Raw genomic sequence first — 15907 nt, forward strand, 5'->3', positions numbered from 1 at the left:
TTAATGTTTCAATTCATTTCAATATTTCTTCAATTTTCAACTTCGTTTTATCCAAACTCAACTGCTCAATCACCTTTTTTAGTTCAGGGAAATTTGTCATTTCGTTCCAATTTTCGGAAAATGTAGTGATGTTTTCAATTCCCTTTTCAATACTTGCGATGAAATGCTGTTTTCTTTGAATCAGTCCTCGGAAACCGTAAGCACCCAAAACCTGTAAGAATCTCATCAGTTGAATAGGTTTAACCGATTTTTTTAGTTGAGCTTGAGTTTCTTTATTTTCAAACTGTTGAATGTAGAATTCAAGCATTTTATTTTTAAAATCTTCAGGAAAATTAGCTTTTGCCTGAAACAAAAAAGAAATCACATCATACATCAAAGGTCCTTTCATTGCGGACTGGTAGTCGATAAATGAAACTTCATTTTTCTTATTTACCATAATATTTCTTGCCTGAAAATCACGGATCATCAAGCCTTGTGGCTCAAGATTTTCGATGAGGTTGACAATTTTTTTAAATTCTTTTAAAAGGGTAGATTTATGGTATTCCAACTCCAAAACATCGGCAATAAAATTTTTGAAATAATATAAATCATGAGTTACTGGAAACTCGTCATAGCATTCATATTCAAAAGTTCTAGTAAAATCAATCTGATTCTGTGTTTCAATTTGTAGCTGAAAAAGTTTTTCTAAAGTCTGTTTTACCAAAGATTCTACATTTTCAGATAACCCTTCTTTTGAAATAATTTCTGAAAGTGTCTGACTTCCCATATATGCCTGAATGTATAATTTTCTGTCTTCAGAAATTTTATAGATCTTCGGAGTATTGAGATTTAAATCTGAAAAAACTTCGGAAAAATAAAGAAAACTTTCATTCTCCGGAATGTTTTCGTTGTACGTAACAATGAAGGTATCTCTTTGATTTTGAGCCAAAAAATTGACTCTCGCAGAACCGCTTTGAGCTAAAGTGACAAATTGAGTTGATTTTTCGCCAAAATGGTTTTCAAAAAATCTTTTTGCGTTTTCAGAAGTCATAATATGGTAACAAATATACTAATTTACGTTCGATTTTCTATCTTTGTATCATGCTAAAGGACTTTAAGCCTGTTTTAGGAATTCTGCTGCGTTTCATCATCATTTATCTGGTGTTGCTCTTTGGTTATCAGTTTTATCTGAACAGTTTTAAAGCTCAGGGACTCGATCCTTACTCACGTTTGATTGCCGATCATGTGATGTTTATTCAAAACAAATTCAACTTTCCGACGTACTTATTTGATGACGTTCCGAATGAGCAGGTTGGTTATATTGTGAAAGGAAAATATGTAACGAGAATGGTGGAAGGTTGTAATGCGGTCTCTGTTATTATTCTTTTCGTGTCATTTATTTTCGCCTTTTATAAAGGAGCTAAAACTTTTGTTTTTGTGGGAATAAGTCTTCTTGCTTTGTATATAATGAATGTTTTTCGTATTGTAGGATTGAATATCGTAACTAGTGATTATCCGCAATACAATAAGTTGGCGCATGATTATCTTTTTCCTGCGGTAATCTATGGAAGTGTAGTAATTCTCTGGCTGGTCTGGATTAAATTTTTTGCCTTAAAAAATGAAAATTCTTAGCTGGTTTTTTGTTTTTGCCGGAGTTTGCGGTCTCGTTGGTGTGAGGATGATAGAAAATGACGTTTTTTATGATCCTTTTCTGAATTACTTCCATGAAGCCAATAAAAATATTTCTTTTCCTGAATTTGAATGGGGAAAATTGATTGTCAGTCATCTTTTCAGATTTTTATTAAACCTTTTTTTCTCATGTGTGATCATTCATTTTTTATTTAAAAATAAAGAATGGACTTTGCAGGGAGCAGTTTTAATTACAATTATTTTTGCTATCACTTTTCCAATTTATTTGTACTGCATTCACAGCAGATTTGAAATTGGTTATCTTTTTTCTTTCTACATGAGGAGGTTTGTTATTCAGCCTTTGATTTTGCTGCTGATCGTTCCGCTGTTTTATTACAGAAAACAAATCTTGCTGAAAAACTCGTGATGTATATCTATACTTTTATTTTTACTTAAAAAAAATATTGAGTATTCAGACAGACTAATTAGCCGTATGTTTTTCAACTCTGGTGACATTTTCGGCGGTCCATTTTACTTTTTGGACAAAAGCCTGTTCACGAACTGGGCAATCCATGATTTGACAAACCGGGCAGGATATGGGTTTGCAGTCATCCATATGAAAATTAAACTCAACCGTTCTTTTTGTGTTTTTTGCTAAAAGGAGGATTACTTTTTCCATTTCGTTATGCGCATCGCGAAGGCTGTAATACCATGGCAAAGTGATGTGTGCATCAATATGTAAAGAAGCTCCAAACTGTTGGATTTTCATATTGTGAATGTCAATCCATTCTGTATGTCTGTTCTTTTCTAAAAGATCGATGATGCTGTTGAGAAGTTCGGGATTTTGCTCATCCATGATCCCACTTAAAGATTTACGGACGATTTTGTAGCCTACAAAAATGATGTAAAGACCGAAAATCAACGCTACAACAGAATCGATCCAATCAATTTTGGTGTAATAAACCACAATTAAACTTATAACAACTCCCAAAGTAGTTATGGTATCCGACTGCAAGTGTTTTCCAGATGATATAAGAACCATTGAATTTTCTTTTTCACCTTTTTTAATGGAAATATATCCTAAGAAATAATTGACAACTGCTGTTGCTGCAATGATAGCTATTCCCCAATCAAGACCTTTTAAAATTTTTCCGGTTACCAAACTGTTGATGCCTTCATAGATGATCATGATTCCGGCAATGGCGATAAGTGCACCTTCAATTCCTGCTGTAACGAATTCCACCTTCCCATGTCCATAAGGATGATCTTCGTCTTTTGGTTTTGAAGCCAAGTGAAGAGAATACAATCCCATGAAAGCGCTTATGACATTCACAATGCTTTCCATTGCATCAGAAAATACAGCATCAGAATTTGTGAGTTTCCATGCGATGATTTTTCCGATGAATAAAATGATCCCAAAAATGGCAATGAGCCTTTGGAAACCTATTTTATCTTTAGTGGTATTTTTTGTCGTCATTTTTCAGTCTTGAATTTTAATGTTCAATGTTTTGTATCATTCAAAACTCTTCAAAATTAATTTCCCCAACCCTAAAGGGTGTAATTTTGAAGAGTTTTTTCAAAGAAACTTTGCTCCCTTTAGGGTTGGGGAAACAAAATTTCAGAAAAATTAAATATTAAGTTTAAAGCCAATATTCGATAAAAAAAAGAATCTCTTTTGGAGACTCTTTTCTTTTTTGTTAGTTTATACTAAGTTGTTTGCTACTAAGTATTCTGCGATCTGTACTGCGTTGGTTGCAGCGCCTTTTCGCAGATTGTCTGCCACAATCCAGAGGTTGAGTGTTTTCGGCTGTGAGAGATCTCTTCGAATTCTTCCAACGAAAACTTCGTCTTTTCCTTCTGAGTAAAGCGGCATCGGATATTCGTTGTCTTTAACGTTATCCATTACGATTACTCCGGGAGTTTCTGATAGGATTTTTCTTACTTCGTCTAATTCAAATTCGTTTTCAAATTCGATGTTTACGCTTTCAGAATGACCTCCCTGTACCGGAACTCTTACTGCTGTTGCTGTTAAATTAAATGTATCATCACCTAAAATCTTTTTAGGTTCTTTCATTAATTTAATCTCTTCTTTCGTGTAATCGTCATCCGAAAATACGTCGCAATGTGGCAATGCATTTTTAAAAATTTGATAAGGATACACTTTAGCAACAGAATCGTCACCGGCGATTTCAGCATTCAACTGATCAACAGCTGCTTTTCCTGTACCTGTAACAGATTGATATGTAGAAACAATGACTCTTTTTAAATCATATCTTTTATTCAACGGACCTAAAACCATCACTAACTGAATGGTAGAACAGTTCGGATTTGCAATAATCTTATCTTCTTTCGTCAAAACATCTGCATTGATTTCAGGAACTATCAATTTCTTGGTAGGATCCATTCTCCATGCAGAAGAATTATCGATTACGGTAATTCCAGCTTCTGCAAATTTGGGAGCATATTCTAAAGAAGTTGATCCGCCTGCAGAGAAAATTGCGATATCAGGTTTGGCAGCTATAGCGTCATCGATGCTTACGATAGTGTAATCTACCTGTTTATACTTCACCTGTTTACCAATAGATCTTTCCGAAGCTACCGGAATCAATTCTGTTACAGGGAAATTTCTCTCTTCGAGAACTTTAAGCATCACTTGTCCAACCATTCCTGTTGAACCTACTACAGCTACTTTCATTGTTGTTTAAAAAAATTAAGTTAATATATAATTAAGCTCCAAAGACTCTCGTCCATGGAAATGCAAATGCAAATAAGCCTACTGCAATCAATCCCATGATAACAATTCCTAAGGAAATTGTATCATTAGATTTTACTTTCTTGTTGATAATGGTCATCAAAACTGCAGCAATAAGCATTGAAAATGGATGTTCTACAAATGTTTGTCTGCTATATGCATCTTTCATTAATATTCCTGCATCCAAAGCTGCTTTGAATCCTGGTGAGAAGATGAATAGTAAGCATACTCCAATGAGGAATTGCACGTGGAAAAAAATCATTGTAAAGAGGGTAGTCTTTTTTAGAAATTTATTCACTTTTCCGCTATATCCGAACATTGTAGTTAAAAGCGCAATAACAAATAACGTTATCAGCAGCAACTCTAAATACCCAATTCCTTTATGGGCACTCAGAAAAATTTTGTAAAAATCCATACTTCTGTTTTTTCTATTTTTTAAGTGTACAAATATAAAAAAAATCCCAGCTATAAAGCCGGGATTTGGTATTTAATAAAATCTAAATATTAGAAATTAAATGATAGTGTTCCAGACCATGTTCTTCCGAATCCGAAATAAACTTGGTTAGTTTGATTTACACCACTGTAGTTACCAGCTGCCTGATATGTTGCGAAGTTTGCTGCATTTGAAGCAAGCGTACCGCCATTGATATCTGTATATTCTTGTGCTGTAAGATTAGCATGAATATTTGTATTTGCCTCTGCGATATAAACTTTATCCAATACGTTATAAACATTACCTCTTACAGTAAAGTATTGTCTTGGGTTTCTAAGTTTTATTTTAAATGTAATCCCTAAATCTACTAATCCGAATGTTGGTAGTTCTAAAGCCCCCTTATTACCTGCTGCTGCTGTCTGGAAGTTTAATGGATTAACGTTAGCATATAAATTTTTAACTGCTCTGTAGGTACCATCTAAAGCAAACCATTCTGTAGGTTTGAAAGTAAATCCTCCAGCTGCTGTAAACTGCGCTGAACTTCCCACTTTTACATTGTCCAAATAAACTGTACTATTTGATGAGCCACTCGGTAAAATAATAGGATCATTAGTTTCTGTAAATAAGTCACTTGTTGCATTCCCTTTGTAATACCAATCACCCATAGATAGCATTCCATTAAATGATAACATTTTGTGAACATTTGCTGTTACATCAATTTCAATTCCCTGGTGTACTTCCGTAATACCTGAAATATTAGCATATGCTGTATTTGTAGTGCCAGGAAGACCTGTCGTTGGATCTATAAAAGGAGTTGTAATATTTGTTCTTCTAAGGAATCTGTCTTTCCATGAAGTTCTGTAAATATTTACATTAGCATTGAAAATTCCTGAACGGAAGCCATAGCCAGCCTCAACTCCAAAAATTTTCTCATTAGTTAAGTTTGGATTAAGGAAGTTTTTGTTGTTTGGATAAACAGAGTTTAAGAACGGTTGTTTTTCGTAATAACCGACATTAGCAAAAACGTTATGGTTTTCATTAATATTATAGTTCGCACCCCCTTTTACATTAAATCCGATAAGATTTTTGAATCCTGTTTTAGTATTAAGAGCAGGATTCAAAGCTGTAGGTTGAATAATTGCCGGGTTTGTGTTACTTGTAGCATATCCCGCAACGTTTCCATTAAGAAGAGATCTTCCATCAACAATAAAGTTATCAATTCTTTGGAAACCTTGGTTTGATATAGCTCCAGAAACAAACGCAGATAACTTGTCATTAGAATATTCTAATTGTCCGAATCCACCATACCAAAGCACTTCACCGTCATTATTATATCCGATTCTGTTTTCTAAAGCATCAATTTTTCCTCCAAATGGATTCCAATTGGGTTCTGCTTTGGAAGTGTTCGAAACATAATTATAGCCAGGTACAAATACATTATTGTTATTTGGAAAGTACAGATTTCTATTAGCTGAATCTCTATATGAAGAACCTCCTAAAAGATCACTAACTACTTGATAATGGTAACCATAGTAATATCTGGTATCAATACCAACTGAGAAATTTAAGTGATCAGTGATTTTGTGATTGAAACTAGAAATAATTCCGTACCAGTTATGAGAATTGATCGACGAGTTTCTGATAAGAATACCTCTGTCAGCATTTGATGCTGCATTAGCTGCAGAAAGTGCATCAAAATCAAGAATTCCCTCAGCTGTTCTGAAAGATTCTAAATTTCTTGTTGTAGTATTTGCTAAGTTTCCTACATTTCCTATATTTCCTGTTCCCGCACCTCTACCAAATGAAGCATAAGCAACAGTATTTAGTTTAGATTTACTTGAAATGTTCCAATCCCAGTTTAATGACATTACCGGTTTATGGTAATAATTTCTTCTTAAGCTATATTCTTCTCCATTCAAATAACCATAGTCTGCATTATATCTTGTGTCAGGAGTTCCGTCTTTATCTGAGTTATATTTAATATAATTCCCTATAGTTGAATAAGTACTTCTTTGGTTATGAGCTTGAGGAGCACCGGTAATTGTAAACTGGAAATCATGTTTGCTTCTTGGTTTGTTGTATCCTAAAGCAAAGTAATAATTGTATCCTTCAAATTCAGTTCCTCTTGCAAACGTAGAACCAGAAGCTCTGCTCATCAAGAATGATGTTGACCAGCCTTTTTCAGATTTACCTGTATTATAAGCAAAAAGAGTTTTAAGATAGTCATTATTACCAACTGTCAGAGAAACGATTCCACCTTGTTTTTTATCTGCTGCTCTCGTTAAAATATTTATTGTACCTCCTACTGATGCAATGGCTAATTTTGAAGAACCCAAACCTCTTTGAACCTGCATAGAAGAGGTTACATCAGAAAGTCCAGCCCAGTTTGACCAAAAAACACGTCCGTTTTCCATATCATTTACAGGCATACCATTTACCATTACAGCGATATTTTCCTGTGCGAATCCTCTAATATTGATTTTAGAATCTCCGAAACCACCACCACCTTTAGTAGCATACACAGATGGTGTTGTGTTTAGGATTTCAGGAAATTCCTGATTTCCTAATCTCTCAACAATCTGAGCTTCTTTAATTGTTGAAACTGCAACTGGTGTCTTTCTATCTTTAGCAATATCAGCAACACCTATTAATACTACTTCGTCAATGTCTTTAGACCTTGTTGAAGATTTAACAGTGTCCTGAGTCTGTTGTGCATAATAAACGCTAGCTGTAGAAAGTGTGATAACCACCGTTAGCATTGATTTGTTGATTAATTTCATAATCGTAAGTAATAGTTAGAATTAAATTTACCGCAAAATTCGGCAAATAAATTTTAACTATTATTAACTTAATGTTAATTTTTAATCAGTCTTAATAAGGGTTATGTAATTGATTTACAGCACAATGTAAAAATAATGAATTTTAATGTGAAAAAAATCATATTATTTAATTTTTAACAAAGTGGCAGTGTTTTTATTAAAAATGTAATGTTTTACATAGCAGCTTTTAAGCTTAAATCAATATTTTTAGCAGAATGTGTAAGTGCTCCGGCTGAGATAAAAGTCACTCCTGTAGTAGCGATTTCTTTTAACTGATCTCTAGTAATTCCTCCTGAAGCCTCACTTTCACAAGCGCCATTAATTAATTTCACAGCCTTTTTCATTGTATCCAGATCCATATTATCAAGCATTATTCTGTCAACTTTTGCATTGATCGCTTCGTGTACTTCGTCAAGATTGCGTGTTTCAACTTCTATTTTAAGCTTCTTCTTTGATTTTTTTACGTAATCTTTTGCCATTTTCACGGCATTGGTGATGCTTCCGTTATAATCAATGTGATTGTCTTTCAGCATAATCATGTCGTACAAGCCATATCTGTGATTGGTTCCGCCACCAATTGCAACTGCCCATTTTTCGCAAACTCTAAAGTTGGGAGTCGTTTTTCTGGTGTCCAAAAGTTTGGTTTTTGTGCCAATCAACCTAGAATCCCAATCCTGAGTAAGTGTGGCGATTCCACTCATTCGTTGCATGCAATTTAAAACCAATCTCTCTGTAGACAATATAGATCTTGCGCTTCCAGTAACAATGAAAGCTACATCGCCAACTTTTGCAGTTTCGCCGTCTTTAATGAATCTTTCTACTTTTAAATTTTTATCAAAGGTTGTAAAAATAATTTCAGCCAGTTCAACTCCTGCCAAAATACAGTTTTCCTTTACCAAAAGTTTTGCGCTCTGCTCCAGATCTTGTGGAATGGTAGACAAAGTAGAGTGGTCGCCATCCTGAATGTCTTCTTCTAAAGCGTTTTTAATGAACTTTTTTAAAACCTTATCGGTTGCGTAGTTTGGTCTTTTCATTATTTTCTTTAATAATCAATTATGCTTGAACTAAATCTTTATTGTAAAATGCGCCTTTATTTTTTGTCATTTCCATTGATTGGGTGATGATGAGGTGCGCGACGGTCGTTAGATTTCTTAATTCTGAAAGTTGAGGTGATAAAATAGAGTAGTGGTAGATTTCGTCAACAGCTGCTGCAATTTCCTGATGCTTTTGAAGTGCCATTTTCAGACGCTTATTGCTTCTTACGATTCCTACAAGATCGCTCATCATTTCCTGAAGCTGTTTTCTTAGATATGAAACGATCACCATTTCGTCAATGATTTTCATTCCTTCTTCATTCCATTCGGGAACGGCTTTCAGATCGTCAAAATTAAATTTATTTTCTTTGAGTAATTCTACGGTTTTCATTGCTGCATTATGACCATAAACCAAACCTTCCAGTAAAGAGTTCGAAGCCAGTCTGTTGGCTCCGTGAAGTCCTGAATTGGTACATTCTCCTACAGCAAAAAGATTATTGAGTGAAGATTGTCCATCTTTATCCACTTCAATTCCGCCCATTAAATAATGACAGGCCGGAACGACAGGAATTAATTGAGTGAAAGGATCGATCCCTTCGTCCTTACATTTTTTATAGATATTGGGGAAATGTTCCAAAAATTTTTCGTGATTCATCTCTCTGCAGTCCAATCCTACAAATTCATCTCCGGTAACTTTCATTTCTGCATCAATTGCTCTTGCGACGATGTCTCTTGAGGCTAATTCTTCACGCTCATCATATTTTTGCATGAATTTTTCGCCTTTTTTCGTTCTTAGTTTTGCACCATCACCACGTACAGCTTCGGAAATTAAAAATAACATTCCGTCAAGTTTGCTGTAAAGCGCAGTTGGATGAAACTGATAATACTGCATATTGGTCACTTTTCCTTTAGCACGGGCTACGAAAGCAATTCCGTCTCCTGTTGCAATGACAGGATTTGTGGTGTTTTTATAAACATGTCCTGCTCCGCCGGTCGCAGCTAAAGTAATTTTTGAAGTGATTTTCTTAATTGTTTTAGACTTTTCATCTAAAATATAAGCACCATAACAATTAATCTCACCTTCATTAAGTTCTTTTCCAGGAACATGATGCTGTGTAATAATGTCAATAACGTAATGATGATCCAGGATTTCGATATTTGGACTGCTTTTCGCTGTTTCCAATAAAGCTCTTTCAATCTCAAAACCTGTAATATCTTTGTGATGTACAATTCTGTTTTCGGTGTGGCCGCCTTCTCTTCCTAAAGCAAATTCGCCATTTTTCTTGTCAAAATTAGCACCCCATTCTACAATTTCGTTAAATCTTGCGGGTGCTTCTCTTACGACCATTTCTACAACATCACGTTTATTTTCGCCGTCTCCGGCTCGCATTGTGTCTTCGATATGTTTTTCAAAATTATCATTTTTCGAATCTGTAACGACAGCCAAACCGCCTTGTGCATATTTTGTGTTGCTTTCGTCTTCGTCCGATTTTGTTACAATGATTATTTTCGCATCGGGAAATTGTTCTGAAACTTTTATGGCATAAGAAAGTCCGGAGATTCCGGAACCGATTACTAATACATCCGCTTTTATCATATTCTTGCTTTAAGACAATCGTCTAAATAATTACATAAATTTAAACAATTTTTCGTTTGGTTTTCTTACTTTTTTCATGTGCTGAAACTGATCTTCTTCCGATCGATAGCCCAAAGCAAGCGTCACTGTGACTTTTTCTTTCTCGTTGTCTATATCTAAAATCTCTTCAATGAGCTCTTGCCTGAAACCTTCCATCGGACAAGTGTCTACATTTTCAATGGCTGCAGCATACATCAAATTGGCCAAAACAATATACGATTGCTTTTCTGCCCAGTTCAGAATATCATCATGTTCCTGTCTGCTGAAATGTTTTGTGATGCTTTTTCTGAATAAATCTAAATTTTCTACAGGATGTTTGCGCACTTCCGAGATATGATTGAAATATCCGTCAAGATAATTATCTTCAATAATTTTTTTAGAAATGAGAACAATGAGATGAGAGCAGGTGGAAATTTGTGAAGGATTATAAAAAGCCGGTATCAGCTTTTCCTTCATTTCTTGGCTTTCAATTACGAATATTTTATAAGGTTGAAGTCCCTGAGAACTTGCCGCCAGTTTTCCCGACTCAAGAATATTGAGAAGTATTTGCTGTGGAATGATTGATTCGGGATTGAATTTTTTTACAGAATATCTTCTGCTTAAAGCTTCCAAATAATTCATAAAGACAAATTTAAGAATTGAATATGAATAAAGAGAGTTTTGTGCCGAAATTCTATTTTTAAATTTTTAAATAAAAAAACCACTCCTTTTTTACGGAAGTGGCTTCAATATAATTAAAGTATGAAAAAAAATTAGTCTCTATTTTTTACCATTATCCAACCTGAAAATTTGATTGGAGTTTTGTTTTGGTTGTTTTCATTCCATGTTACAGAATACCAATAGCTTCCGGTAGGAACTTTTCTTCCGTTGGCGGTTCCGTCCCAAATGTATCTGTTGGTTTTGTCGCCTTGGTGAAGTTTAGATCCATATCTGTCATATACATTAAATGTTAAATCTAATTTTCCTTCTAACGCAGAATAATCGATGAAGTCGTTTTGTCCGTCTCCGTTTGGAGTAATCACGTTGATCAGATTAGGTACAGTGACATTTACAATAATTGGTTCGCATTCGTAAGAATCTCTCACGTAGATTTTATGTATACCTCTTGAAATTTCACTAAATACGTTAGAGTCCTGCCAATGAACATTGTCCATAGAATATTGATAAGCAGGAGTTCCACCGTTTACATTGACGGTAATTGTTTTGTTTGAAATGTCAATATAAGTTACAACAGGCTGTTCAGAAGCATAAACTTTCACGGTTTGTGTTGAGGTACAATCACCTGTTTTTAGTTTTACCCAATAAGTTCCTACTCCGACATTGCTGATAGTTTGGGTAGTTGCTCCTGTGCTCCATTCATATGCGGTGAATCCCGGACCTGCATCTAATGTAGTTTTGTCTTCAATGCAAATTACCTTATCAACCAAAACGGTAGAAAATACAGGTGGAATTACAATTAATGTCACTTTAGCAACGGAAAAACATCCTTCGACAGTAATAACACTAATGTAAACAACTCCATTGGGAGCGGTGTATGTTGCAGGATTGCTGATTGCATTTGTTCCGTTCATTGCATCTGTTAAAGAAGGATAGTATTTTTTTATCGTTCCTGCCTGTGTAGTAACATTTGCATTTGTCAGATTAAAAACTCCCAAAGAAGGGTTGGATGGTTCAGAACACGCTCTCAATGTTGCATCATTTACAGCTACAACAGGATACGTATTCAAAGTTATGATTGCATTGTCAACACAACCTTGTGCTGTCGTTACTTTTACATGAATTGTTGTTCCCTGTGCGGCTGGAAAAGCGCCAAAGTTCATGATTTGATTGGTTCCTGCATTCAAATTTGCAAGAGTAGGATAGTATTGTTTGGTAACTCCTGTTAATGTTGTTACAGCAGCGTCATTTAGATTAAATATTCCTACACCGGCATTATTGTTATTACATTCTGTGAGTGATGCATCGACTGCTTCGAATGGAGTCGGGTTTAAGATAATTCTCGCATCACCATTGTCACATAAGGTTGCTGTCGGATCTTTGATAACCACTGAGATTGTTGTGCTTCCTGTATACTGAAAATTGGTAGGAGTTGCAATTGGCGTTGAACTTCCCAAAACATAATAAGTGATAATGTAATTCGCAGGATTGTTTACAAATTGAGTCACATAAGAAGTTAAATCGACAAAACCGTTACCTGTTGAAGGATTAGTACATACAAAAGGAGTGATTGTATTTTGAAGAATTGGAACTTTATCAATGAAAATTTTAGCATTTTTAATTGAATGTCTTGCGCTCGCCGCTCCTGTTCCGGCTGAAAACCCAAAATAACCGGTTGTCATTCCGATCGCTCCGCCTGAAGGTGCGAAAGATTGATTGGTAATCACCACATTATCAATTTTAATTTGAATAATCCAGTTAACAGGATTGGCAGGATCAACCTGTCCGTTCACCTCAACATGTTTGTAAGTAGGTCCCACGAAAGGTTGTGTTGATTGCAAATCCGGAGAGTGAAAAGTGCTTCCTGCTGTTACGTTGTATTCTATATTCGGGTTTCCTGCAGGAGTATTGTTGGTTCCGTACAAAAGATGAACTTTGCTCATCTGTCCCTCAGTTGAATTGTTGAAGATGTCAAAAGCAACCATCAATCCGTTTGCGTTGGCCGGAATTCCTAATCCTCCTCCTGTTGTAAATGCAGTTGGTGGGTTTGACAGATACCAGAAAGTCAATCCGTCACCTCTTCCGTATGCGGTAGTTCCGTTTCCGTCGATTCGGAAATCAAACTCAACTTTCCACTTATCACAGTATTTTAAGTTGATGGCATTGGAAAGTTTAATCGCACCAAACTGACCTGTTTGGTCTGCGGTAAGCTGTACGAAATCGTTTGGCACGGTCGCCGAAGGAACGATGTCCCATCCTGTAGTAACGACTGGGTTTCCGGTTAGTTGATACGTTTGAGCTGCTGTGTTTTGATAGAAAAATAATAGTAATGCTGAAAAATAAAATAGTAATGTTTTCTTCATTTTATTTAATTAGTTTATTGGTGATGTTTAGTTTATTTTAAATATAATTTAGTGAAAATGAATTATAGTTGTCGATAGTTTTTAAAAGTTTAATATAATTCATAAAGTTTATTTATATATTGATTATTTTGTATAAAATTCTCTTTAAATGATTGTTTGTGTTAAATTTTTCACTCACATTTCCTGTAACAAAAAATCACTCCAAATAAGGAGTGATTTTTTTAGTGCTATTCTCTGTTTTTAACGAGTACCCATCCATTGTATTTTGTTGGGGTGCTGTTTTTATCGTTCTCGTTCCATGTGATGCTGAACCAGTAAGTTCCTGTCTGGATTTTCTTTCCGCCGGAAGTTCCGTCCCATTTGAAGTTTCTCATTTTGTCAGCTTCAAATTTTTTGTTTCCGTATCTGTCGTATACTGTGAAGACAAGATTTTTCTTGTAAGCTAAAGCAGTATAATCGATGAAGTCATTCACATTATCTCCGTTTGGAGTAATTGCATTGAGAAGATTCGGAACAGTGATCTGTACTTCAATAGGTTCGCAGTTGTAAGAATCTTTTACAAAAATTTTGTTCTCACCTCTTGGTAATCCTGTGAAAACATTAGAATCCTGCCATTTAATTCCATCTAAAGAATATTGGTAAGGAGCTGTTCCGCCGTTTACATTGACAGTGATGGTGTTGTTTGTAATATCTAAACTTGCAATTACCGGGTTTGAGGATGCTTTTACAGTAACATTTTGAGTTGTGTAGCAGTTTCCTGTTTTTAATATGACCCAATATGATCCTACAGGTACGCCTTGGATTGAAGCAGTAGTTGCTCCTGTGCTCCATTCGTAACCGTCAAAGCCAGGTCCCGCGTCTAAAGTCGTTCTGTCATCAATGCAGATGATTTTATCTTTTAAAACGGTAGACTTCACAGGAGGAATTACTTTGAGAGTAATTTTTTTAATAATAAAACAAGTGCTAACTGTTGCTGTTACTTTTACATAAACATCTGTACTCGTAGAAATATACAGAGTCGGATTCGGAATTTCATTGGTTCCGGCTAAAGCATTCGCTAGAGTGGTATAGAATTTTTTAGTTATACCTGCCTCCGTAGTTACAGGAGCAGATGTTAAATCAAATAAACCTGTTGTAGGATTTATCGGAACTGCACAAGACTGCAATGTAGCATCAGTTACCACAGGAAGCGGAAGGAAATTTAATGTTATCTGCGCTGTACCTGTACATCCTTGAGGAGTTGTTACTTTTACGTACACAATTGTAGGTGCAGATATAAAAGCAGTTGGATTGGTGATCTCATTGGTTCCTGCGTTAAGATCTGCCATTGTTCTGAAGTATTTTTTAGTAATACCTGGAACAGTGCTTACGTTTGCCGTTGTAAGATTAAATGTAGCAGTAGTTGCATTATTATTATTACATTCTGAAATCGTTCTGTTGGTAGCCGTGAAAGGTGATAGCGAAAGCTGAATCTGTCCGTCGGGGTTATCGCATAAGATTCCGGCATTATCTTTTATAAATACATTGACTGTTGTATTTGCGCTGAACTGATAATTTGTAGGATTGGTAATTGTAGTTCCTCCTACAGCATATGTAAAGGTATAATTAGCAGGTGTTGCAACAAATTGCGGATTGAATAAAGTTAAATTTGCGCTCGCAATTCCTGTTGAAGGATTTGGACAGTAAGTCTGTGTTGCATTGGGTTGCAAAATACTTACTTTATCAGTGTATATTTTTACATTTTTAATAGAATGTCTTGATCTGTTTCCACCTGTAGAAGCTGAAAATCCAAAATATCCAACCGTCATTGCAGCAGCAGCGCCTGAAGGTGCAAAAGACTGATTGCAGATTACCGTACCGTCAATTTTTATCTGTACAATCCAGTTTGCTGGAATTGCTGGATCTACTTGTGCGTTTACTTCAACATGTTTATAAGTTAGCCCTTGAAAAGGCAAAGTCGTATTCATGTCCGGGGAATGGAATGAACTTCCGGGAGTATTGAAAAACTCAACATTATTGGTGTCGGTTGTGTTTACTACTTGTCCGTAAGCAACATGAACTTTACTCATTACTGCCGTCGTAGTATTGTTGTAAGTGTCAAAACCTGCAATAAAACCAACTGCATTCTGAGAAACGCCTAATCCTGATCCTAAAACACTTGCCACAGGAGGATTTGCTAAATACCAGAAAGCAAGACCATCTCCGTTTGCGGTTTGATTAGAATCCATTCTGAAATCGAATTCGACTCTCCATTTATCACAGAATTTTAAGTTGATGGGATCATTTAGTCTTATTGATCCGGATTGATTATTCGTATCCGGAGTAAGCTGGATAAAATCTGTATTTACGACGGTAGGAGAAACCATTGTCCATCCTGTCGTTGTTACGGGATTTCCTGCAAGTTGATATGTTTGGGCACTGAGTTTTCCGGAAAGACAAAAAAGGAATATGAAAAAAGAAAACAGTAGATTTTTATTCATTGATCATGGTACTTTATGATTAGACGCGTAAAGGTATTAAATCCTGATCAATAAATATAAATATAATGTTAATTTTATGAAAAAATATATGTAAATGGTAAAATATGTTGTGATTTATAATAGAA

12 protein-coding genes are annotated in these 15907 nt (G+C 35.3%); 2 read left to right on the forward strand and 10 right to left on the reverse strand.

Annotation, left to right across the window (positions count from 1 at the left end; translation table 11 throughout):
- Positions 1 to 13: 13 nt before the first annotated feature.
- Entirely contained in the window at positions 14 to 1030 is a 1017-nt protein-coding gene (locus NZ698_RS11320) for an aminoglycoside phosphotransferase family protein (RefSeq protein WP_263003215.1), read from the reverse strand.
- 50 nt (positions 1031 to 1080) lie between these two features.
- Here NZ698_RS11320 and xrtF point away from each other — a divergent pair, with 50 nt between their 5' ends.
- Both xrtF and NZ698_RS11330 read left to right on the forward strand, forming a co-directional pair.
- Positions 1081 to 1611, forward strand: a complete 531-nt coding sequence (gene xrtF, locus NZ698_RS11325) for an exosortase family protein XrtF (RefSeq protein WP_263003216.1) — start codon at positions 1081 to 1083, stop codon at positions 1609 to 1611.
- Positions 1598 to 2035 (forward strand): exosortase F system-associated membrane protein, encoded by a 438-nt coding sequence (locus tag NZ698_RS11330; protein ID WP_263003217.1) that lies wholly within the window; start codon positions 1598 to 1600, stop codon positions 2033 to 2035. Before xrtF ends, NZ698_RS11330 begins: the two co-directional genes overlap by 14 nt.
- A 54-nt stretch (positions 2036 to 2089) precedes the next feature.
- Here NZ698_RS11330 and NZ698_RS11335 read toward each other — a convergent pair whose 3' ends face one another.
- The 9 genes from NZ698_RS11335 to NZ698_RS11375 all read right to left on the reverse strand — a co-directional run bounded on the left by NZ698_RS11335 (position 2090) and on the right by NZ698_RS11375 (position 15782).
- Positions 2090 to 3085 (reverse strand): cation diffusion facilitator family transporter, encoded by a 996-nt coding sequence (locus NZ698_RS11335; RefSeq protein ID WP_263003218.1) that lies wholly within the window; start codon positions 3083 to 3085, stop codon positions 2090 to 2092.
- A gap of 225 nt (positions 3086 to 3310) precedes the next feature.
- The gene (locus tag NZ698_RS11340; RefSeq protein WP_263003219.1) at positions 3311 to 4303 is read right to left on the reverse strand and encodes an aspartate-semialdehyde dehydrogenase; all 993 of its coding nucleotides are present in this window, start codon (positions 4301 to 4303) and stop codon (positions 3311 to 3313) included.
- A gap of 31 nt (positions 4304 to 4334) precedes the next feature.
- Entirely contained in the window at positions 4335 to 4775 is a 441-nt protein-coding gene (locus NZ698_RS11345) for a hypothetical protein (protein WP_263003220.1), read from the reverse strand.
- Positions 4776 to 4864: 89 nt separating this feature from the next.
- Complete coding sequence (locus tag NZ698_RS11350; RefSeq protein WP_263003221.1) at positions 4865 to 7573, reverse strand: TonB-dependent receptor; 2709 nt, start codon at positions 7571 to 7573, stop codon at positions 4865 to 4867.
- A gap of 212 nt (positions 7574 to 7785) precedes the next feature.
- Positions 7786 to 8646 carry a carboxylating nicotinate-nucleotide diphosphorylase gene (gene nadC / locus NZ698_RS11355; protein ID WP_263003222.1) on the reverse strand — a complete coding sequence of 287 codons (861 nt, stop codon included), beginning with the start codon at positions 8644 to 8646 and terminating at the stop codon, positions 7786 to 7788.
- Between the two features lie 19 nt (positions 8647 to 8665).
- Positions 8666 to 10243 carry an L-aspartate oxidase gene (gene nadB / locus NZ698_RS11360; RefSeq protein ID WP_263003223.1) on the reverse strand — a complete coding sequence of 526 codons (1578 nt, stop codon included), beginning with the start codon at positions 10241 to 10243 and terminating at the stop codon, positions 8666 to 8668.
- Positions 10244 to 10273: 30 nt separating this feature from the next.
- Entirely contained in the window at positions 10274 to 10903 is a 630-nt protein-coding gene (locus NZ698_RS11365) for an NAD(P)H-dependent oxidoreductase (RefSeq protein WP_263003224.1), read from the reverse strand.
- 131 nt (positions 10904 to 11034) lie between these two features.
- A complete protein-coding gene (locus NZ698_RS11370; protein ID WP_263003225.1) occupies positions 11035 to 13302 on the reverse strand; it encodes an FIDD domain-containing protein in 2268 nt (755 codons plus the stop codon).
- Positions 13303 to 13529: 227 nt separating this feature from the next.
- Positions 13530 to 15782 carry an FIDD domain-containing protein gene (locus NZ698_RS11375; protein ID WP_263003226.1) on the reverse strand — a complete coding sequence of 751 codons (2253 nt, stop codon included), beginning with the start codon at positions 15780 to 15782 and terminating at the stop codon, positions 13530 to 13532.
- Positions 15783 to 15907: the final 125 nt, after the last annotated feature.

Origin of the sequence: Chryseobacterium edaphi, assembly GCF_025628985.1 — a bacterium.
Classification (GTDB): Bacteria; Bacteroidota; Bacteroidia; order Flavobacteriales; family Weeksellaceae; genus Chryseobacterium; species Chryseobacterium edaphi.

Coding starts and splice junctions, on each gene's coding strand:
- NZ698_RS11365 (WP_263003224.1), bottom strand. CDS start 10,903: ATGAATTATTTGGAAGCTTTAAGCAGAAGATATTCTGTAAAAAAATTC.
- NZ698_RS11345 (WP_263003220.1), bottom strand. CDS start 4,775: ATGGATTTTTACAAAATTTTTCTGAGTGCCCATAAAGGAATTGGGTAT.
- xrtF (WP_263003216.1), top strand. CDS start 1,081: ATGCTAAAGGACTTTAAGCCTGTTTTAGGAATTCTGCTGCGTTTCATC.
- NZ698_RS11370 (WP_263003225.1), bottom strand. CDS start 13,302: ATGAAGAAAACATTACTATTTTATTTTTCAGCATTACTATTATTTTTC.
- nadC (WP_263003222.1), bottom strand. CDS start 8,646: ATGAAAAGACCAAACTACGCAACCGATAAGGTTTTAAAAAAGTTCATT.
- NZ698_RS11335 (WP_263003218.1), bottom strand. CDS start 3,085: ATGACGACAAAAAATACCACTAAAGATAAAATAGGTTTCCAAAGGCTC.
- NZ698_RS11320 (WP_263003215.1), bottom strand. CDS start 1,030: ATGACTTCTGAAAACGCAAAAAGATTTTTTGAAAACCATTTTGGCGAA.
- NZ698_RS11340 (WP_263003219.1), bottom strand. CDS start 4,303: ATGAAAGTAGCTGTAGTAGGTTCAACAGGAATGGTTGGACAAGTGATG.
- nadB (WP_263003223.1), bottom strand. CDS start 10,243: ATGATAAAAGCGGATGTATTAGTAATCGGTTCCGGAATCTCCGGACTT.
- NZ698_RS11375 (WP_263003226.1), bottom strand. CDS start 15,782: ATGAATAAAAATCTACTGTTTTCTTTTTTCATATTCCTTTTTTGTCTT.
- NZ698_RS11350 (WP_263003221.1), bottom strand. CDS start 7,573: ATGAAATTAATCAACAAATCAATGCTAACGGTGGTTATCACACTTTCT.
- NZ698_RS11330 (WP_263003217.1), top strand. CDS start 1,598: ATGAAAATTCTTAGCTGGTTTTTTGTTTTTGCCGGAGTTTGCGGTCTC.